An 18,680-nucleotide genomic window follows, 5' to 3' on the forward strand; every position below is an offset into this window, starting at 1 on the left:
GTTCGCTCGCTCCCGGCGATCACGAGACCGCGCAATGCTTTTTAAGAAATTTGCGAGATACGCTTGCCAAGCTAAAAAAACTCCTGCATAATTTCTCTTCTGTCGGGGCGTTAGCTCAGTTGGTAGAGCAGCGGACTCTTAATCCGTAGGTCGAGTGTTCGAGTCACTCACGCCCCACCAAGGAATCTGAAAGGCCGGTCTAGCGAAAGCTGACCGGCCTTTTGCTTTTCCAATCGTTTTCAACCGTTCCTCCGAACGGCTTCGATTCAATTCCCAGGTACCGCCGCATCCGAAGCCCCCTTCGCCATCCGGTTCGCGCTTTCGGCTTTCGCCATCGCCTGCTTCTTCAGATACTCGACCGTTCCTTGAAACGCCGGACTCACGTCCGGATACGAAGCGTCCGTGACGAAGTTCAGCCCGTTCTGCTGCGCCTCGATCAATTCCTGATACACCTGCGCGCGCGTCTTGCCTTGCGCGAAGACATTCGTCGAACTGAGGGCTGCGACGGATACGGCCAACATTGCAAGCATCTTCATTGCCAACTCCTTTGAAAAACGTGCGGTACGCACAGTGACAAACCACACGTCACTGCGATCTATTCCCGTCGATCCAAAAGAATCGCCAACCACAACGCACTCGGCCAAATAAATACGGATAGCTAACTATAAAGGCAAAAAACCGGCTGCATTCAACGATACAGCCGTCAGCGAAAACAGCTAAACGATCAACCCGGTGTCGCGCCCGTCAATTGTGCATAGACGTCGTGCGCGATCTGCAGCATCACCTTGCGATCGATGCCGCCCGACACCGCATATCCGAAATCGCCGTCGACCCAATAGAACACATTCACCGGCCCTTCCTGATACAGCTTGAACGCAGTCGTATTCGCACTCGCTTTGCGATGGGAAATGCAAAGCGTCACGCGCTCGCCTTTGGCGTTGTGATACATGAACTGCGCAACGGGCCCGTCGTCGCCCGGCAATACGCGGCCGCCGGCGAGCTGGAATCCGCTCTTGGTGAGCATCGGCGGATGCACATCGGTACCCAGCTTGTTCGCCAGGTACTGCACGAAATCTTCCTCGTGCCCCTCGCCGATATCCGTGGGACGATCGACAGCAGGCATATACACGACATGCGCCAACGCTGCCTTTCGCGCGAAGACTTCGGAAACATCGGCGCTCACTGGCCGCGTATTCGACGAACCCTGCGACGACCCTTGTGACGAACCCGCCCACGGCGCAAGCATGTTCTTGCCCATGTTCGTGCCGACGCCAATGCCGATGCCCAACACCAGCGCCGCCGCCATCCCCGCGAATTGCGGCCAGTTCGCCGCACTCAGCCAGCGACGCTTCTCGTGCACGCGCAGACGCGCAGGCACCGGCTCGTTCAGCACGCGGTCGTAGCGCTCATGGAACATGTTGTTCAGCGAGAAGTAATCGCTGACGCGCGCGGCCAGTGCGGGGTTCATTTCGAGCGCGCGCTCCACTTCTTCACGACGCTCATCGGACAGCGTGCCGTCCACATACGCGTGAATATCTTCTTCGCTGATCGGAGTCTGTTGATCGCTCATCGCACCACCTTCAGTTTTGCGCCGGGCTGAGCGCCCGCCATCAACGCACGCAAACGCTCGCGCCCGCGCGAAAGCCTCGACATCACCGTGCCGACGGGAATATCGAGCGCAATCGCCACTTCGGCGTAACTCATCTCCTCGAGCCCGACGAGCAACACGACTTCGCGCTGATCCGCAGGCAGCCGCTGCAACGCGTAATCGAGGTCGCGCACTTCGAGCGAGCGCGTCTGCTCACCCGACACCGCGAATTCGCTTTCGACAATGCTCTCGTCATCGACGGAAACATGGACCGCGCGCGTCGACGACTTGCGCACCTGATTGATGAACACGTTGTGCATGATCGTGAAAAGCCACGCACGCAAATCCGTGCCGACCTGGAACATTTTTGTGCGCGTCAGCGCGCGTTCGAGCGTGTCCTGCACGAGATCGTCCGCGAGATCGCGATTGCTGATCAGCGCCCTTGCGTAGCGGCGCAATCGCGGCACGTGCTCGATCAACTCGTTACGGATGTCCATTTCCTCTATCCATCAGGTATCGCTCGGCACGCATTCCACCGCGCGCGTCGCCTCTTGATGCAGAGAACACAACCTGTTGCATTTTATTCCGCGCGGTTTTCAATGGCCTCACGCGCGCGTGCAAATCGACAAGCCGTGCGTTTGCTCAACGTGTTGTTAGCGTACCGTCAACGCATCGGCGGCGCGCATCAGTCCGTGCGTCGTTGCGCGTCCTGCCAGCACGTAGCGCTTGCCGTCGGCGGTCCACATCAGAAGCCTCACGTCGCCAACGCGTTGCGCGAACCAAAGCGGCTTGTCGGCTGCGAACGGCGCCCACGACGAAACCAGCACGACGGCATCACCGTCCGCGTTCCGGTAGTCGAGTATCTCGATACGGGCGAATGCGTTCGGACGACGCGTCCTCGCATCGACGAGCCTCAGTCCCAGCGGCGCAAGATCGGCGGCATGCGGGTCCTTGAGAACAGTCACCGCTGCACCTGCATCTCGCTGACCCGACGCTCGCATCAGCGCCATCACGGCCGTCGCATCGAGCATTTCCATCGATACGCGTGACGCAAAAAACCACCCGCTCACCGACGATACAAGCAGCGCGATGCCGAGCAACGCCACGCCAATACGCCGCAGAAAGAACTTGCGCGCCCTCGAACGTAAATCGACAGCCTGCGTACGGTCGGCGTGCTGTGCCCGAAGGCGCTGCGCAAACACGCCCTCGAAGACGTCCCGCATCTGCATGTTCAGATGCCTGTAGAACGCAATCCGCTCGGCCTCGCGCGGCCGCGAGCCCAGATATCTGCGCACGCGCGCCGCCCGTTCGGGCGGCAGATTGCCGTCGGCGAACGCCTGCATGTCCGCTTCGGTAAGCGGCGGGTCGGTCGGCGTATGAGTGCGGGACATAGCGGTTCAGTCGTACAAAACGAGGCTCCTGCTGCGCTAACAGGACCATCGCGGACTTTATTCCAAACGCTTTCAACGATTCATTCGTCAGACGTTAGGCAAAAACAAACGCGCCGCATGACCAAAGCCATGCGGCGCGCAATGCAGAAATACAGCAGAAAAATACAGCAGAAAAATGCAGCAGAAAACCGAAAGCGAAAAACCGAAGCGGCTTACTTCGCCGAAACGTCGATATTGCCGAAGTACTTCTGCGCGAGCGTCTTGACCGTGCCGTCCGCCTGCACCTTTGCGATTGCCGCGTTCAACTGGTCGCGCAGCGCGGTGTCGCCTTTGCGGACGCCGAACGCGATGCCGCTGCCGAGAATCTTGTCGTCACGCACCGCTTGGCCGACGAACGCGAAGTCCTTGCCGTCGGGACGCGAAAGGAAGCCCGTTTGCCCCGCGGGCGCAAGCACGAGCGTTGCATCGAGACGACCCGCGACGAGATCCGCATACACCTGGTTCTGGTCCTGATACGGCACGACCGTCACGCCGGCGCCTTCCCAGTGCGCCTTCGCATACGTTTCCTGAATCGACGCCTGCAACACGCCGACGCGCTTGCCCTTCAGCGATTCGGGCGTCGGCAGCAGGCCGCTGTCCTTGCGCGCGATCAGTTGCGTCGGCACGCGGTAGATCACGTTGGTGAAGTCGATGGCCTGGCGGCGCTTTTCCGTCGCATTCATCGCCGAGTTGATCGCATCGAACTTGCGGCCTTGCAGCGCCGGAATCAAACCGTCGAACGACGTTTCGACCCAGCTGCATTTCAGGTTTGCCGTCTTGCAGACCGCGTTGCCGATATCGATATCGAAGCCCTGCAATTCGCCATTCGAGCCCTTCGATTCGAACGGCGGATATTGCGCTTCGAGTCCGTAGCGCAGCGTCGTCGCATCGGCGGCCATCGCCGACGCCGTCGCAACCGATGCGAACGCGCACGCCAGCATCAGCAGATTCTTCAAAAGCTTCATCGTCGATCTCCTTCCCTTTATGTTCAATGCACGTCAGACGGCGTAGCGATGCGCCGATGCGTCAGCACCGGCAGACGGTTGCGCGCTTCGTCGAGCGCGGCCTGGGTCAGCGTCGCGAGAGCGATGCCGGGTTCGTCGTCGTGACGCGCGAGCACTTCGCCCCACGGCCCGACGATCATACTGTGGCCAAAAGTCCGCCACCCGTTCGAGTGCGTGCCGCACTGCCCGGACGCGAGCACGAAGGCCTGATTTTCGACGGCTCGCGCGCGCAACAACAACTCCCAATGCGCGAGTCCCGTTGTGTGCGTGAACGCAGCGGGCACGGCGATCACGTCGGCATCGGGCGCAGCGCGATACAGCTCGGGAAAGCGCAAGTCGTAGCACACCGACAAACGCAGCGCGCCGAACGGCCCTTGAACAGTGCCGATGCTATCGCCGCCGACCATCGTATCGCCTTCGGCGTGCCGCTCGGCGCCCTGGTTGAAGCTGAACAGATGAATCTTGTCGTAGCGTGCCGCGCACTGCCCCGACGGATCGAACACGAGCGACGTGTTGTACGCATGCGTGCCGACCTGCGGACCCTGCGACGGCCGGATCGGCACCGTGCCGCCGATCAGCCACGCGTTCGTCTCGCGCGCCAGTGCGGATAGCGCGTGTTGAATCGGACCATCGCCGAATGCTTCGGCGAGCGCGACACGCTGCATTTCGTCATCGCCGATCCAGCAGAAGTATTCGGGCAAGCAGATCAGCGTTGCGCCTTCGCGCGCCGCCTCGTGCACCCAACGGCGCGCTTCGCCGAGATTCTGCTGGACGTCCGCGCTGCTGCTCATCTGCACGACGGCTGCCTTGATCGATTCCTGCATCATCGCGTGGTCCTCAAATCGAGCGCAGACGGCGCGCGCCTTCGATCAGCGTATCGTCGTCTTTCGAAAAACTCAGGCGAATGAGGCCGCCATCCGTGCCGTCCGTATAGAACGCCGACAGGGGAATGGTCGCGACCTTCGCATCGCGGATCAGGCGCAGCACGAAGTCGCTGTCCTTTTCGTCAGAGAAGCCGCGAAAACGCGCGAGCATGAAGAAGCTGCCTTCGCTCGGCAACAGTTCGAAGCGTGAGTCGCTCAGTTCGCGCGTCAACAGATCGCGCTTGTGCTGATAGAACTCGGACAGTCCCAGATAGCTCTGCGGATTCGCGAGCGCTTCGACGAACGCGTATTGCATCGGCGTATCGGCGGAAAACACCATGAACTGATGGACCTTGCGAATCTCGTCCATCAGCGCGGCGGGCGCGAGGCAATAGCCTACGCGCCAGCCCGTCACGTGATACGACTTGCCGAACGACGACACGATCACGCTGCGCTCCGCGAGTTCGCGATGACGCGCCATGCTGTGATGCTTCGCGCCGTCGAACACGACGTGCTCGTACACTTCGTCGGACAGAATCACGATATCCGTATTGCGCGTGACCGCTTTCAGGCGTTCGATATCGGCGTCGCTGAAGATCGTCGCGGTCGGATTGTGCGGTGTGTTGACGATGATCATCCGCGTTCTCGGCGTGATTGCGGCGGACACTTCAGCCCAGTTCACGCGGAAATCGTTCGATGAAAGCTTGATCGCGATCGGCTTCGCGCCTTGAAGGCGAACGATAGGCGCATAGCTGTCGAACGACGGCTCGAAGTAGATCACCTCGTCGCCGGGATGCACGAGCGCGCTGATCGTCGAGTACAGCCCTTCGCTCGCGCTCGCGATCACGGTCACTTCCGTCGACGGATCGTAGTGCACGCCGTACAGCGTCTCCACTTTCGCCGAGAGCGCCGCGCGCAATGCGCCGATGCCGGCCATCGGCGCGTACTGGTTGTGACCCGCGCGCATCGCCTTGGCCACACCATCGACCAGCGCTTCGTCGGGCGCGAAATTCGGCGCGCCTTGCGACAGGTTCAGCGCATTGTGTTCGGCGGCCAGTTGGCCGATGACCGTGAAGATCGTTGTGCCGACGTCCGGCAATTTCGAGCGGGCTTGCAAAGCGCTCTGCATGAGATTCCTCCTCCTCGCTGCAAATCGGCGGGCCATGCGTGATGCGTCGGTCCCGTCCAGTTTGAACGATTAGGCAACAACGCGTGCGTGAGAACAATCGAAAGTTTGTCATGCGCGGCATGCGTTTCGCTCATGCGGCGAATGCTGCGGCGCGAAGCGCGAGAGTACGCGAAGGCGCTTGCGCGAACGGAGTAAAGCGGAATGCGGACGACGGCAGGGTAATCCCGCAGGTATGAAACCACGTGATGCTAAGGAGGGTTGGCAGCAGCCTTGCAGAAGAGAGAGGCAGCGCGTGTCGCGCGCTGCCGTCACGCGTTCATTCGTCCATCAGGCGCACTTTCACCTTCTTGCCCTTGACCTTGCCCGCGCTCAGTTTGCGCAGCGCGTCACGGGCGATGCTGCGATCGACGGCGACGTAAGTCGAAAACTCCGTCACGTTGATCTTGCCGATCTGCGAACCGTTGAAGCCCGCTTCGCCCGTCAGCGCGCCGAGCACGTCGCCGGGGCGGATCTTTTCCTTGCGGCCGCCGAGTATCTGCAGCGTCTCCATCGGCGGCAGCAGCGGCTCGTCGCTTGCAGGCTTCAATTCGGCAAGCGGATGCCACTCGACGTCGCGCCCCTGCGCCTCTTCGATGCCGCCCACGCGCCCCATTTCGTTCATGCTCGCGAGGCTCAGCGCCCAGCCGTCCTGATCCGCCCGGCCCGTGCGGCCGATGCGATGCACGTGCACTTCCGGATCGGGCGTCACATCGACGTTGATCACCGCTTCGAGCTGCGCGATGTCGAGGCCGCGCGCGGCGACGTCGGTTGCAACGAGCACGGAGCAGCTGCGATTTGCGAACTGGATCAGCACCTGATCACGTTCGCGCTGCTCGAGCTCGCCATGCAGCGCGAGCGCGTGCAAGCCCTGTGCGCGCAGCACGTCGAGCAGATCGCGGCACTGGTTCTTCGTGTTGCAGAACGCGATCGTGCTCACAGGCCGGTAGTGATTCAGCAGCAGACCGACGGCATGCAGACGCTCGTCCTCCGTCACTTCATAGAAGCGCTGGCGAATCTTGCTGTCGCCGTGACGCTCTTCGAGCTTCACTTCCTTCGGGTTGCGCAGGAATTGCTGGCTCAGTTTCGCGATGCCCTCGGGGTACGTCGCGGAGAACAGCAGCGTCTGCCGTTCCTTTGGACATTGACGCGCGACCTTCGCAATGTCGTCGAAGAAGCCCATGTCGAGCATGCGGTCCGCTTCGTCGAGCACGAGCGTGTTGAGCGCATCGAGCGCGAGGCTGCCGCGCTCCAGATGATCCATGATGCGCCCCGGCGTGCCGACGATGATGTGCGCGCCGTGTTCGAGGCTCGCCGTCTGCGGACGCATCGGCGTGCCGCCGCACAGCGTCAGCACCTTGATGTTCTCTTCGGCGCGCGCCAGACGGCGGATCTCCTGAGTGACCTGATCGGCGAGTTCGCGCGTCGGGCACAGCACCAGCGCCTGCACCGCGTAACGGCGCGCATCGAGCCGCGCGAGCAGCGCGAGCGAGAACGCCGCCGTCTTGCCGCTGCCCGTCTTCGCCTGCGCGATCAGGTCTTGGCCGGCGAGCGCGACAGGCAGGCTCGCGGCCTGGATCGGCGTCATCTCGACGTAGCCGAGTTGTGTGAGATTCGCGAGCGCCGCCGGCGAGAGCGGCAGTTCGCTGAAGGGACGTGCATTGTCTGTCATGTTGTTGTGCGGGCTTCAGTTATACGGGCGGCCTTCGATCTGCTCATAGACGATCGTGCCGTCGTCGGCGTCGAAACGCTCGACATAGTTGCGGGCGCCGCACATCGGGCAGCGAAACAGCAGACCCTGCCCTTCGTTCTTGATGACGACGTCGGACTGTTCCCACTGCGCGCCGCAGCTCTGATTGATGCAAGTAAACACGTTGATTCTCCAGCTTGATCGGTTGAGCGCGTTCCGTCGCGGGCGAAGAACGCGAATGCACGCAAGGCGATGATCGATCGGTCCACGCAATGGAACCGATATAGCGCAGCCTGCTATGTCGTGGATGAGGATTGGTTGATCGGGCGGCGAAGGAAATTCGCGCATTCCGCGATTTTAACGGAAGCGCGCAGGCGAGCCCTGTGAGCGTTCGATGCGCCTAGTGAGTCAGCAGTGCGTTCACGGGCGCATGGACGGTTTTGAGCGTCTCTGAAGGAAGCAAGCCGAACAGCCTGCGATAGTCGGTCGCGAACTGGCTCAGATGCCAGAAGCCCCACGCAGCCGCGACGTCCTGCACCGTGCGCTCGCCAGGTGCGGCATCGCACAGATCGCGGCGCGCGCCATTCAGGCGGATCGCGCGCAGATAGCTCGCGGGCGCGAGACCCAGCACGTCCTGAAAGCAGTACTGCAACGTGCGGCGGCTGACGTGCAGATGCTCGCACAACTCGGGCACGCTGACGGGACGCTCGCGATTCGCGAGCACGTACTCGCGTGCGGCAGAGACGATCCATTGCCTGCGCGGACGCGCGGGAATCGCGGCGGGTTCGACGGATGCGGTCGTGCACAGGTCGAACAGCGACGACAGCACCGACGCTTGCAGGTTGGATCGGGCGCGTGTGGAAAGCGCGGCGCTTGCCGTATCGTCGAGTGCGCTGCGCAACAGCGCGCAGAATCGCGCCTTGTTTTTCGCATCGATCGGAACGACGCCTGTGTGCGTGGCCTGATCGATCATGTCGGCGTGTTCGACGGCGGCTGCATGCCGATGCAGCACGTCACGGCACACGACCACGCCGAAGATCGCGTAGCCGCCCGGCGTCAGCAGTTCGAATTCGACGCCGCCGCGTTGAAACGCGAGCGCATCGTCGCCGATCGCATGCGAGTCGATGCGGCCCGTGCTCGCGTCGTCGGCGGGAATGCCGAACCAGTATGCGTCTGCGGGCACTTCGCACGCCTGGCGCAATGTCTGGCTCGTCGTCTCGCAGAACACGTGCATCGCGTCGAGATGCAAGCCCGTCAGCTTTCCGACGAAGCGCCCTGCTGTGAGCTGGTCGTAAGTCTGCGTCCAGCCGCGAAGATTGCGCGCCTGTTCATCGGCGTCGTGCGCGACGCTCGTTTCGACGCGGCACACGGGCACGCGCGAGAACGGAGAGGAAAGATCGGTCGTCATATGGGCGTCGATGATGAACATGCACCTGCATGTGACATTGAACAAACAAGCGTACACCGACGCAAGTCCCATGCCGAAAGAACCCTCGGCGACTTTCCATTCCAGTGCACGTGCGCTGTTCATTCGATGAACACTCGCTCGTCGAACTGCTCATCGATGCAACGCCTGCTCTGAGCAATCTCTCGTGCATCGCGTGGGTGCATCGCGACAGTGCCGCGTGCACCGGCATCGGCGGCACGCATGCACTCGTTGGCACACTTCTGGCGATATGGACCCGCGGCAGCAGAAGACCGCTCAGCCGGGTGACATGCCCAAACGAATACATCGACTATCCGATCATGTGAGGAGCACGCAGATGAATCACGCAGAGATGAAGTTTCTGACCACCGAGTTTCCGTACAAGAAGCAATACGAGAATTTCATCGGTGGGGAGTGGGTGAAGCCGGCGGGCGGCGAGTACTTCGACAACGTCTCGCCGATTACGGGCGAGCCGTTCACGTCGATTCCGCGCTCACGCGAAGCCGACGTCGAGCTCGCGCTGGACGCCGCGCATCGCGCGAAAACGGCTTGGGGCAAGACCTCGACCACGGAACGCGCGAACATCCTCAACAAGATCGCCGATCGCCTGGAAGCGAACCTGCAACGTATCGCCGTCGCCGAGACGATCGACAACGGCAAGCCACTGCGCGAAACGATGGCCGCCGACATTCCCCTCGCGATCGATCACTTCCGCTATTTCGCCGGCGCGGTCCGCGCGCAGGAAGGCGGCATTTCGGAAATCGATCACGATACGGTCGCCTATCACTTTCATGAGCCGCTCGGCGTGGTCGGCCAGATCATTCCGTGGAATTTCCCGATCCTGATGGCTACGTGGAAACTCGCGCCCGCGCTCGCGGCAGGCAATTGCGTCGTGCTGAAACCCGCCGAGCAAACGCCCGCGTCGATACTCGTGCTGGTCGAACTGATTCAGGATCTGCTGCCTGCGGGCGTGCTGAACGTGGTCAATGGCTTTGGCCTCGAAGCGGGCAAGCCGCTCGCGTCGAGCAAGCGCATCGCAAAGATCGCGTTCACGGGCGAAACGACGACGGGCCGCCTGATCATGCAGTACGCAAGCCAGAACATCATCCCCGTGACGCTGGAACTGGGCGGAAAGAGCCCGAACATCTTCTTCGCCGACGTGCTCGACAAGGACGACAGCTTCTTCGACAAGGCACTCGAAGGCTTTGCGATGTTCGCGTTGAATCAGGGCGAAGTGTGCACGTGCCCGTCGCGCGTGCTGATCGAAGAATCGATTTACGACCGCTTCATGGAGCGCGCGTTGAAGCGCGTCGCCGCCATTCAGCAAGGACACCCGCTCGACGCGAAGACGATGATCGGCGCGCAGGCATCGAAGGAACAGCTCGAAAAGATCCTGTCGTATATCGATCTCGGCAAGCAGGAAGGCGCGCAATGCCTGATCGGCGGCGAGCAGAACAAGCTCGACGGCGAACTCGCGAAAGGCTACTACGTGAAGCCGACGGTATTCCGCGGTCACAACAAGATGCGCATTTTCCAGGAAGAGATCTTCGGGCCGGTCGTCTCCGTGACGACGTTCAAGAACGAAGAAGAAGCGCTCGAGATCGCCAACGATACGCTCTATGGCCTCGGCGCGGGCGTCTGGACACGCGATGGTTCGCGCGCCTATCGCTTCGGCCGCGAAATTCAGGCAGGCCGCGTGTGGACCAACTGCTATCACGCGTATCCGGCGCACGCGGCGTTTGGCGGCTACAAGCAGTCGGGCATCGGGCGCGAGAATCACAAGATGATGCTTGACCACTACCAGCAAACGAAGAACTTGCTCGTCAGCTATAGCGACAAGCCGTTGGGCTTCTTCTGAGCGTCGTGCTCCTGTTGGGCGAATCGCGCGATGCGGTTCGCCCGCTTTTTCAGCGGATCAAATGAAAGAGGAAGCGCGATGAATGAAGAAGAAAGCGTTGCACGTGTCGTGGCAACCGATGCGGCCGTCAAACTGATCCAGCAGTTGAGCGCCGAACACGGACCGATCATTTTTCATCAATCGGGCGGATGTTGCGACGGCAGCGCGCCGATGTGTTTTCCGTCGAACGAGTTCATGGTCGGCGCATCGGATGTATGGCTCGGAACGATTGCAGGCGTGCCGTTCTACATGAGCGAATCGCAATTCGAGTACTGGCAGCACACGCAGTTGATCATCGATGTCGTGCCGGGCAACGGCGGCATGTTTTCGCTGGAGCGGCCGACAGGGCTGCGATTCCTCACGCGCTCGCGTCTTTTCGATGACGAAGAAAACGCGTGGCTGGACAAGCATCCCGTGAGCCGTGCCGATGCGCTCTGATGTTGCGTTGGCGAAGTTGACGCAGTAAGCGCCCAGCCGCGAAATGACGGCTGGACGCTTTGCTACTTTCTTGAAGCGTCCGTGATGACCGATGCGGCTTCGGTCGTTTGAAGCAGCGCATCGCTATCGTCCTTCAGACCGACACCCGTCAGCCCCAAACGGCGCGCATGCGTCAGCAGATAGTGCAGCTTGTGGGCGGCTGCTTCGTAGTCGAGCCCTTCCGGCCGCACGTTCGAAATGCAGTTGCGTTGCGCGTCGCTGCATCCGACTTTCGGCGCATACGTCAGATAGATGCCCAAGCTATCCGGCGAACTGAGCCCCGGCCGCTCGCCGATCAGCATCACGACGAGCTTCGTTCTCAGCAACTCACCGATCTCATCGCCCAACGCGACGCGCGATTGACGCGCGACCACGACGGGGCCGATCTTCCAGTCCGCGAGCCGCTTCGTGATGGCCTGCAACAGAGGCATCGACTGCTTTGAAGCCGCAAACGCGGATAGGCCATCGGCGATGACGAAGACCACTTCGGGCGGATCGTCACTCGCGGCGTTGTTCAATAGATCGCGGCTCTCGTCCGCAAGACGCCGCCCCATATCCGGACGCCGCAAATAGTGCTCGCGATCCGGCGCGGCGCTATGCACGTCGAGCGATGCGAAGCCCTGCGCGCGCAACTGTTCGTGCAACACGTCGGCATCGAGCGGATGATGCACGGCGTCGCGCGCCTGCGCGTGCGAAAGATTGAACGCCAGCAACGGCGCAGTCGGCAGAGAGTTGCCCGCGCGGCCCAACGCAATGCGTGCATTCGTGAATGCACGCAACGCCTGCCACGCGTTCTTTTCGATCGAATCGCTCATGCGATACCCATCCATTCGCTTGCGCCTTCGAGCAACGGCTGACGCGCGGGCGCATTGAGCAACGCGCCGCGCGCATCGGTGATCTGCATCGACTCCAGCCACTCTTCGAACTCGGGCGCGCGGCGCAAACCCAGCACCTCACGCACATACAGCGCATCGTGAAACGACGTGCTCTGGTAGTTAAGCATCACATCGTCCGCGCCGGGAATGCCCATGATGAAGTTAATGCCCGCAACACCGAGCAGCGTCAGCAGATTGTCCATGTCGTCCTGGTCGGCTTCCGCGTGATTCGTGTAGCAGATATCGCAGCCCATCGGCACGCCGAGCAGCTTGCCGCAGAAATGATCTTCGAGACCGGCGCGCGTGATCTGCTTGCCGTCGTACAGATACTCGGGACCGATGAAGCCCACCACCGTATTCGTCAGAAACGGATTGAACTGCCGTGCGACGGCATACGCGCGCACTTCACAGGTTTGCTGGTCGACGCCATGATGCGCATTCGCCGACAACGCACTGCCCTGCCCCGTCTCGAAGTACATCACGTTGTCGCCGACAGTGCCGCGCTTGAGCGACAGCGCCGCTTCATAGGCCTCCTGCAACAGCGCGAGCGAAATGCCGAAGCTCGCATTCGCTTTCTCGGTGCCGGCGATCGACTGGAACACGAGATCGACGGGCGCGCCTTTTTCAATTGCCGCAATCGTATTGGTCACGTGGGTGAGCACGCACGATTGCGTCGGCACCTGATAGCGCGTGCGGAAATCGTCGATCATCACGAGCAGATTCGTGATCGCCGACAGACTGTCCGACGCGGGATTGATGCCGATCACCGCGTCGCCGCAACCGTACATCAGGCCATCGATCATCGATGCGGCGATGCCCTTCACGTCATCCGTCGGGTGATTCGGTTGCAGGCGCACCGACATGTGGCCCGGCAAGCCGACCGTGTTGCGAAAGCGCGTGACGACAGGCCGTTTGCGCGCCGCGAGGATCAGATCCTGATTGCGCATCAGCTTCGACACGGCCGTGACCATCTCGGGCGTGAGGCCTTTCGTGATACGCGTAAGCGCGGCCGTATCCGTCGAAGTGGACAACAGCCAGTTGCGGAATTCGCCCACGGTCAGATGCGCAATTTCCGCGAACGCTTCGGGCGAATGCGTATCGATGACGAGGCGCGTGACTTCGTCGCTCTCATAGGGAATCAACGCTTCGTTGAGGAACGTGCGTAACGGCACGTCGGCGAGCGCCATCTTCGCAGCGACGCGCTCCTCCTCGCTCGCCGCAGCAATGCCGGCAAGCTGGTCACCGGAACGCAACGGGCTCGCCTTCGCCATCAGCGTCTTCAGATCGGCAAACCGATACGTGCGGCTGCCAATTGTCTCCATGTAGCTCATATCGTGCACTCCGTCGCCGCGGCTACTGCGCGGCCTGTTGCGTGTACGTCAGCGTGTCCGCCGAATCTGGTGCTCGCACGCGTTCATTCTTCGAGCAGTACATCAGCCGGCGCGACTTCGCGTTGCTGACGCGTCATCAGGAAGTAGCCGTAACCGAGCGCGACGAACGCAGCGAACACGAGCGCGACGAGCAGATTGAAGTAGATCATCGTCGCGAGCGAAATCACGGCTGCCACGAGTGCGAACGCCGGGAAATACGGAAACAGCGGCGCGCGGAACGGACGCTCCATATCAGGCTCGGTGCGGCGCAGCTTGAACAGCGCGAGCATGCTGATGATGTACATCACGATAGCGCCAAACACCGACATCGTCACGATATTCGCAGTGAGCGTCTGCCCGCCGAACTGGATCAGCTCGTCGCTGTAGATGGCTGCAATGCCGATCACGCCGCCCGCGAGAATCGCGCGATGCGGAGTCTTGAAGCGCGGATGCACTTTCGACAGCCATTCCGGCAGATAGCCCGCGCGCGCGAGCGCGAAGATCTGCCGCGAGTAGCCGAGAATGATGCCGTGAAACGACGCGACGAGGCCGAACAGTCCGAGCCACACGAGCATGTGCATCCAGCCGCTGTTCTCGCCGACGATGTATTTCATCGCTTGCGGCAGCGGGTCGTTGATGTTCGCGAGCTTCGTCCAGTCGCCCGCCGCGCCCGCGAACACCATTACGCCGATCGCGAGCACGACGAGCGTCAGAATGCCAGTGACGTAGGCGATGGGAATCGAGCGCTTCGGGTTCTTCGCTTCCTCGGCGGCCATCGCGACGCCTTCGATCGCGAGGAAGAACCAGATCGCGAACGGAATCGCGGCGAACATGCCGTGGAACGCGCCCATACTGAAGGTATCGGAGCCGGCCCAGCCGCCCTTCGTGAAGTGCGCCCACTGGAAGCCCGGCGACACGACGCCCATGAATACCAGCAGTTCGAAAATCGCGAGCAGTGTCACGCATAGTTCGAACGCCGCCGCAATCTGCACGCCGACGATATTCAGCGCCATGAACACGAGATACGCCCCCATCGCCGCGTGCTTCGGTTCGAGGCCGGGAAACTGGACGTGCAGATACGCGCCGATCGCGAGCGCGATCGCTGGCGGCGCGAACACGAATTCGACGAGTGTCGCCGCGCCCGCGATATAACCGCCCGTGGGCCCGAACGCGTGTCGCGCGTAGGCAAAGGGGCCGCCCGCATGTGGAATCGACGTCGTGAGTTCGGTGAAGCTGAAGATGAACGTCGTGTACATCGCGGCGATGAAAATCGCGGTGATCACGAAGCCAAGCGTGCCCGCGCTCGCCCAGCCGTAGCTCCAGCCGAAATATTCGCCGGAGATCACGAGGCCGACGGCGATGCCCCAAAGCTGCCAGGTGCCGAGCGTCTGCTTCAACTCGTGATGCGTGACGATGCCTTTGTGCTGGGTTGTCGACTCTGCTTTCATCGGAGGCTCCCTTTTCGAAGTTGCCAGTTGATGGACCCGCGTCGTTGGCCTTCGCAGCGGGCCCGTTACCGACGGCATCTGGCGATGGTAGGAAGCCATAAATCGAGGTGTTATCGAAAATCGGCAAAGATGGATGCGATTGAGTGCGCACGCGAGCGGCCTGGGTTAAGTCGTCGCTGAATAACGCGGGGGTGAATGACGCGTCGTCTTGTGTGATCAGCACGCGGCCTGTGCGGAGGATGCGGAAAATCGCTGCGTGCTGTCGTGAACTTTGCCGCGCCTTCTTCTACGATTGATTGCCATGAGCGACCTCGGTCATCGTGCGCGACATGGCGCGCGGCGGGGTATGTCAGTTTTGCAGTCGTTCACGCGGGCGTTCAGCGCCATCTTATGCATGCCGCCCGTGCAGTATCGGAATGCCGGGACGCATCGCCTGTTCCGGCCGTCTCTTGCGGACCCAGGAGGTAATCAAATGACGATGAGAGATGTGGTGATTCGGGATATCGCGGGCTTCGACGTGCTCACCGTCGATCACGTCGGGCCGTATCTGCAGATCGGCAAGGCGTTCGAAACGCTGATGGGCTGGCTGGCATCGCGTGGACCGCTGTCCGGCGAGATGCGGATGATCGGGATCTTCTACGACGATCCGACCGCTGTCGCCGAAAACGAATTGAGGTCGAAAGCCGGCGTGTGGCTGCCTCGGGCCGTCGATGTTTCAAGCGGCGGGCCCGTCAGCGTCACGTCGATCGCTGGCGCCAAGTACGCCGTGTTGCGGCACAAAGGGCCTTACGAAGATATGGCGGCAGCTTATCAGTGGCTCTATGGCGAGTGGCTGGTGAACTCCGAACACGAGGCCGCGGACGCGCCTGTGTTCGAAGAGTATTTGAACAATCCGAAAGAGACCGCGCCGGCAAACCTGCTGACGGATATCTGTTTGCCGCTAGTTTAGGAATGGTTCGTGCTCTGTTGCATCGCGTCTGAGGTTAGACGCGTCGAGCGGGAGGCGAAATGCCGCGATATCGGGATCGGAGTGGCCGATCGGGCGTGGTCGCCTACGAAACCTGTCCGGACGCTATTGTTGTGGGATTCAAGGACGGCAAGGTCTATCTGTACGACTACGCGACCCCGGGTCAGCAAGACGTCGAGAAAATGAAGCGCCTTGCTGTCCGTGGTCGCGGGTTGTCGACGTATATCTCGCAAGTAGTTCGCGATCGGTACGCCAAGAGGTTGCGATGAGGTCACCGGCATTCAGGCGGTCGGTCCATCGCGGGGGCGGCGCCCCTTCATGCGCCGCACGACAAGCCGCAATGCCATTTATCCCTGTAACGTAGCGACCACCTTCGCCCGCATTTCCTGATTTTCGTTGAAAGGATCGTGAGGATTGCGCAAAGCGACGATGTCATCAAACCGCTGACGCACAGTGGAAAGCGTATCCGGATGCGGGCAGATGTAAAAGCGCTGCTCGCGAATACCGTCGAAGGTCTGCTGTGCCACCTGTTCTGCGCTGACCGTGCCCGCCCCTGTGCCCATGTCGAGAATAGCCTGGGCCGCCAGGTGCGAACGATGAAGCGGCCCTTCCGCCCCGAGCTCTGCCGGACGGTTGCGCTGCGATCGGTTGATACCCGTGGCGACGAAAGAAGGACACAAGACCGAGCATTTCACCCTGTCGGTCACAAGGCCCAGATCGTGGTAAAGCGATTCGGTCAGTGCAATCACGGCGTGCTTGGAGACCGTGTACGGGCCAAGCATCGGCGCCGTGACCAGTCCGCCGATCGACGCGGTATTCACGATATGCCCCAGGTAATCGCGATTCTTGTCAGCGGCCGCGAGCATCAACGGCGCGAAGATACGGACGCCGTGGATAACGCCGCGCAGATTGACACCCAACACCCAGTCCCAATCCTTTTCCGAACTCTCCCAGAGCAGTCCGCCAGATGCCACGCCCGCATTGTTGAAAAGCAGGCTGACTTCGCCGAATGCGGCAACGGCGGCGTCGGCCAAGGCCTGGACTTCGTCGGATCTTGAAACATCGGTGCGCCTGCCGATAACCTCGGCACCCGTTGTCTTCAGCTCGTTCACGGTTGCGTCCAGCGCGTCTGCCTGCACGTCGGCCAGCACGAGCTTCATGCCGAGAGAGGCGCCCAGGCGCGCAAATTCTCGACCAAAACCCGACGCGCCGCCCGTAATGACGGCGACTTTCCCTTTGAACTGAAGCATCCTGATCATCTCCTCGTGTGTATGCGATAGGGTGGCAAGAGCAATAAATTCGTATGCTCATCGCTGACCAACACTCCATTGCGTTGATCGTGATCGGCGTGGCTGCAGGGACGCCAGATCAACTATGTCGCCGCGTCTCAGTGGCAGGCGTAGCCGCCGTCGACCACCAGTTCGGTACCGGTGACATACACGGAATCATCGCTGGCAAGATATAGCACCGCACCCGCCACCTCATCAGGCGTGCCGCGACGCTTGAAGGGAATCTCGCCACCGATGCGCGAGCGCACGGTCAGTGCTTCGGCTTCGGACAACCGGCTCGGCGCGCCGGAAAGCAAAGGCGTGTCGATGTAGCCGGGATGCAGGCTGTTGACCCGAATGGCGTAGCCTTTCTCCGCGCAATGCAGCGCGACGGATTTCGACAGGAGCCGCACGCCGGCCTTCGATGCACTGTAGGCCAGTGCCGCCGGTTCGCCGCAAATAGCGGTAATCGACGACATATTGATGATCGATCCGCCGTTTTCTTTCATGAGAGCGAGGCCGTGCTTGCAGCCGAGAAAAACGCTTTTCAGATTGACTCCAAGTACCTTGTCGAAATCCTCTGCAGTGCAATTCTCGATGTTGTGCGACATCACGATGCCGGCGTTGTTGACCAGCACATCGAGGCGGCCTTCGCTGGCGCGGATGTGCTCGAGCACCCGGAGCCAGTCGGCTTCCAGAGTGACATCGTGAGAAAGAAAAATAACCGACAGACCGGTGCGTCGCATTTCGTCCTCGGCCTTTTTGCCGCCGGATTCGTTGACGTCCGTAAAGTAGATCTTCGCGCCTTCCTGCGCGAGGCGCCGCGTGAAGGCGAGTCCCATACCGGAGGCACCGCCCGTAACGAGCCCGATCTTGCCCTGCATTCTCATGGCTGTTCTTTCCCTTGAGTTGTATAGCTGAAGGTGGCGACAGCGAGCAAAATCTTTCTCCGTGCCTCACGGCTAACCAGATGGCGATCGGATCGCGATGTTGTTGCTTGACGAGGCGGAGGATTGTTCTCGCGGACGAGGGCCAATGTTAAGCCGGCGCTTTTGCCTGCGTTATGGCATATCCGGACAGGTTGTTGTCCTATTCGGAGAGTCAGCACTTTCCGGCCGCGAACTCACTCGGACTCGCGCACGCGGTTTCTAAACTCTTTCGGGGTAGTGCCCTTCCATCGTCGGTACACACCGTACAAGACGGCATTCAATA

General features: G+C 61.2%; 18 protein-coding genes and 1 tRNA gene. 4 read left to right on the forward strand and 15 right to left on the reverse strand.

What is annotated here, in order from left to right; genetic code table 11:
* Positions 1-104 precede the first annotated feature (104 nt).
* A tRNA-Lys gene (locus tag GCT13_RS25295) sits at positions 105-180 on the forward strand.
* Positions 181-266: 86 nt separating this feature from the next.
* Here the strand turns inward: GCT13_RS25295 and GCT13_RS25300 are convergent.
* From GCT13_RS25300 to GCT13_RS25345, 10 genes are all read right to left on the reverse strand, one after another.
* On the reverse strand, positions 267-536 hold the full coding sequence (locus tag GCT13_RS25300) for a DUF4148 domain-containing protein (protein WP_152762763.1): 270 nt from the start codon (positions 534-536) through the stop codon (positions 267-269).
* Positions 537-724: 188 nt separating this feature from the next.
* Positions 725-1,570: an anti-sigma factor family protein gene (locus tag GCT13_RS25305; RefSeq protein WP_152762765.1), complete on the reverse strand. Its 846-nt coding sequence runs from the start codon at positions 1,568-1,570 to the stop codon at positions 725-727.
* Positions 1,567-2,085 (reverse strand): RNA polymerase sigma factor, encoded by a 519-nt coding sequence (locus GCT13_RS25310; protein WP_152762767.1) that lies wholly within the window; start codon positions 2,083-2,085, stop codon positions 1,567-1,569. The genes GCT13_RS25305 and GCT13_RS25310 overlap by 4 nt, the downstream gene beginning before the upstream one ends.
* Before the next feature lie 156 nt (positions 2,086-2,241).
* Entirely contained in the window at positions 2,242-2,979 is a 738-nt protein-coding gene (locus GCT13_RS25315; RefSeq protein ID WP_152762769.1) for an anti-sigma factor family protein, read from the reverse strand.
* Positions 2,980-3,191: 212 nt separating this feature from the next.
* Positions 3,192-3,983 carry an ABC transporter substrate-binding protein gene (locus GCT13_RS25320; protein WP_152762771.1) on the reverse strand — a complete coding sequence of 264 codons (792 nt, stop codon included), beginning with the start codon at positions 3,981-3,983 and terminating at the stop codon, positions 3,192-3,194.
* A 23-nt stretch (positions 3,984-4,006) separates the two neighbouring features.
* Positions 4,007-4,849, reverse strand: coding sequence for a carbon-nitrogen hydrolase family protein (locus GCT13_RS25325; protein ID WP_152762773.1), 843 nt, complete (start codon positions 4,847-4,849; stop codon positions 4,007-4,009).
* Positions 4,850-4,859: 10 nt separating this feature from the next.
* Complete coding sequence (locus GCT13_RS25330) at positions 4,860-6,014, reverse strand: pyridoxal phosphate-dependent aminotransferase (RefSeq protein ID WP_152762775.1); 1,155 nt, start codon at positions 6,012-6,014, stop codon at positions 4,860-4,862.
* A gap of 316 nt (positions 6,015-6,330) precedes the next feature.
* Positions 6,331-7,722, reverse strand: a complete 1,392-nt coding sequence (gene dbpA, locus GCT13_RS25335; protein WP_152762777.1) for an ATP-dependent RNA helicase DbpA — start codon at positions 7,720-7,722, stop codon at positions 6,331-6,333.
* Positions 7,723-7,737: 15 nt separating this feature from the next.
* On the reverse strand, positions 7,738-7,923 hold the full coding sequence (locus tag GCT13_RS25340) for a hypothetical protein (protein ID WP_087732256.1): 186 nt from the start codon (positions 7,921-7,923) through the stop codon (positions 7,738-7,740).
* Positions 7,924-8,140: 217 nt separating this feature from the next.
* The gene (locus GCT13_RS25345) at positions 8,141-9,148 is read right to left on the reverse strand and encodes a helix-turn-helix domain-containing protein (RefSeq protein WP_152762888.1); all 1,008 of its coding nucleotides are present in this window, start codon (positions 9,146-9,148) and stop codon (positions 8,141-8,143) included.
* A gap of 355 nt (positions 9,149-9,503) precedes the next feature.
* On the opposite strand from GCT13_RS25345, the gene adh reads away from it, so the two are divergent.
* Together adh and GCT13_RS25355 are read left to right on the forward strand one after the other, a co-directional pair.
* The gene (gene adh / locus GCT13_RS25350; RefSeq protein WP_152762779.1) at positions 9,504-11,024 is read left to right on the forward strand and encodes an aldehyde dehydrogenase; all 1,521 of its coding nucleotides are present in this window, start codon (positions 9,504-9,506) and stop codon (positions 11,022-11,024) included.
* Between the two features lie 78 nt (positions 11,025-11,102).
* On the forward strand, positions 11,103-11,501 hold the full coding sequence (locus GCT13_RS25355; protein ID WP_152762781.1) for a DUF779 domain-containing protein: 399 nt from the start codon (positions 11,103-11,105) through the stop codon (positions 11,499-11,501).
* A 62-nt stretch (positions 11,502-11,563) separates the two neighbouring features.
* Here GCT13_RS25355 and eutC read toward each other — a convergent pair whose 3' ends face one another.
* From eutC to eat, 3 genes are all read right to left on the reverse strand, one after another.
* Positions 11,564-12,355 carry an ethanolamine ammonia-lyase subunit EutC gene (gene eutC / locus GCT13_RS25360; protein WP_152762783.1) on the reverse strand — a complete coding sequence of 264 codons (792 nt, stop codon included), beginning with the start codon at positions 12,353-12,355 and terminating at the stop codon, positions 11,564-11,566.
* A complete protein-coding gene (locus GCT13_RS25365) occupies positions 12,352-13,746 on the reverse strand; it encodes an ethanolamine ammonia-lyase subunit EutB (protein WP_152762785.1) in 1,395 nt (464 codons plus the stop codon). The genes eutC and GCT13_RS25365 overlap by 4 nt, the downstream gene beginning before the upstream one ends.
* A gap of 83 nt (positions 13,747-13,829) precedes the next feature.
* Entirely contained in the window at positions 13,830-15,233 is a 1,404-nt protein-coding gene (eat, locus tag GCT13_RS25370; protein ID WP_152762787.1) for an ethanolamine permease, read from the reverse strand.
* Positions 15,234-15,705: 472 nt separating this feature from the next.
* Here eat and GCT13_RS25375 point away from each other — a divergent pair, with 472 nt between their 5' ends.
* Complete coding sequence (locus GCT13_RS25375) at positions 15,706-16,182, forward strand: AraC family transcriptional regulator (protein ID WP_152762789.1); 477 nt, start codon at positions 15,706-15,708, stop codon at positions 16,180-16,182.
* A gap of 365 nt (positions 16,183-16,547) precedes the next feature.
* On the opposite strand, the gene GCT13_RS25385 is transcribed toward GCT13_RS25375, so the two are convergent.
* On the reverse strand, positions 16,548-17,450 hold the full coding sequence (locus tag GCT13_RS25385; protein ID WP_152762793.1) for an SDR family oxidoreductase: 903 nt from the start codon (positions 17,448-17,450) through the stop codon (positions 16,548-16,550).
* A 137-nt stretch (positions 17,451-17,587) separates the two neighbouring features.
* Positions 17,588-18,358 (reverse strand): glucose 1-dehydrogenase, encoded by a 771-nt coding sequence (locus tag GCT13_RS25390; RefSeq protein WP_152762795.1) that lies wholly within the window; start codon positions 18,356-18,358, stop codon positions 17,588-17,590.
* Between the last annotated feature and the right edge of the window lie 322 nt (positions 18,359-18,680).

Origin of the sequence: Paraburkholderia franconis (assembly GCF_009362735.1) — a bacterium.
Taxonomy (GTDB): domain Bacteria; phylum Pseudomonadota; class Gammaproteobacteria; order Burkholderiales; family Burkholderiaceae; genus Paraburkholderia; species Paraburkholderia franconis.

Excerpts from the sequence above, each read along its gene's own strand:
- GCT13_RS25355 (WP_152762781.1), top strand. The coding sequence starts at position 11,103 with ATGAATGAAGAAGAAAGCGTTGCACGTGTCGTGGCAACCGATGCGGCC.
- eutC (WP_152762783.1), bottom strand. The coding sequence starts at position 12,355 with ATGAGCGATTCGATCGAAAAGAACGCGTGGCAGGCGTTGCGTGCATTC.
- eat (WP_152762787.1), bottom strand. The coding sequence starts at position 15,233 with ATGAAAGCAGAGTCGACAACCCAGCACAAAGGCATCGTCACGCATCAC.
- GCT13_RS25345 (WP_152762888.1), bottom strand. The coding sequence starts at position 9,148 with ATGACGACCGATCTTTCCTCTCCGTTCTCGCGCGTGCCCGTGTGCCGC.
- adh (WP_152762779.1), top strand. The coding sequence starts at position 9,504 with ATGAATCACGCAGAGATGAAGTTTCTGACCACCGAGTTTCCGTACAAG.
- dbpA (WP_152762777.1), bottom strand. The coding sequence starts at position 7,722 with ATGACAGACAATGCACGTCCCTTCAGCGAACTGCCGCTCTCGCCGGCG.
- GCT13_RS25375 (WP_152762789.1), top strand. The coding sequence starts at position 15,706 with ATGACGATGAGAGATGTGGTGATTCGGGATATCGCGGGCTTCGACGTG.
- GCT13_RS25325 (WP_152762773.1), bottom strand. The coding sequence starts at position 4,849 with ATGATGCAGGAATCGATCAAGGCAGCCGTCGTGCAGATGAGCAGCAGC.
- GCT13_RS25305 (WP_152762765.1), bottom strand. The coding sequence starts at position 1,570 with ATGAGCGATCAACAGACTCCGATCAGCGAAGAAGATATTCACGCGTAT.
- GCT13_RS25390 (WP_152762795.1), bottom strand. The coding sequence starts at position 18,358 with ATGAGAATGCAGGGCAAGATCGGGCTCGTTACGGGCGGTGCCTCCGGT.
- GCT13_RS25300 (WP_152762763.1), bottom strand. The coding sequence starts at position 536 with ATGAAGATGCTTGCAATGTTGGCCGTATCCGTCGCAGCCCTCAGTTCG.
- GCT13_RS25310 (WP_152762767.1), bottom strand. The coding sequence starts at position 2,085 with ATGGACATCCGTAACGAGTTGATCGAGCACGTGCCGCGATTGCGCCGC.
- GCT13_RS25385 (WP_152762793.1), bottom strand. The coding sequence starts at position 17,450 with ATGCTTCAGTTCAAAGGGAAAGTCGCCGTCATTACGGGCGGCGCGTCG.
- GCT13_RS25365 (WP_152762785.1), bottom strand. The coding sequence starts at position 13,746 with ATGAGCTACATGGAGACAATTGGCAGCCGCACGTATCGGTTTGCCGAT.
- GCT13_RS25315 (WP_152762769.1), bottom strand. The coding sequence starts at position 2,979 with ATGTCCCGCACTCATACGCCGACCGACCCGCCGCTTACCGAAGCGGAC.
- GCT13_RS25330 (WP_152762775.1), bottom strand. The coding sequence starts at position 6,014 with ATGCAGAGCGCTTTGCAAGCCCGCTCGAAATTGCCGGACGTCGGCACA.
- GCT13_RS25320 (WP_152762771.1), bottom strand. The coding sequence starts at position 3,983 with ATGAAGCTTTTGAAGAATCTGCTGATGCTGGCGTGCGCGTTCGCATCG.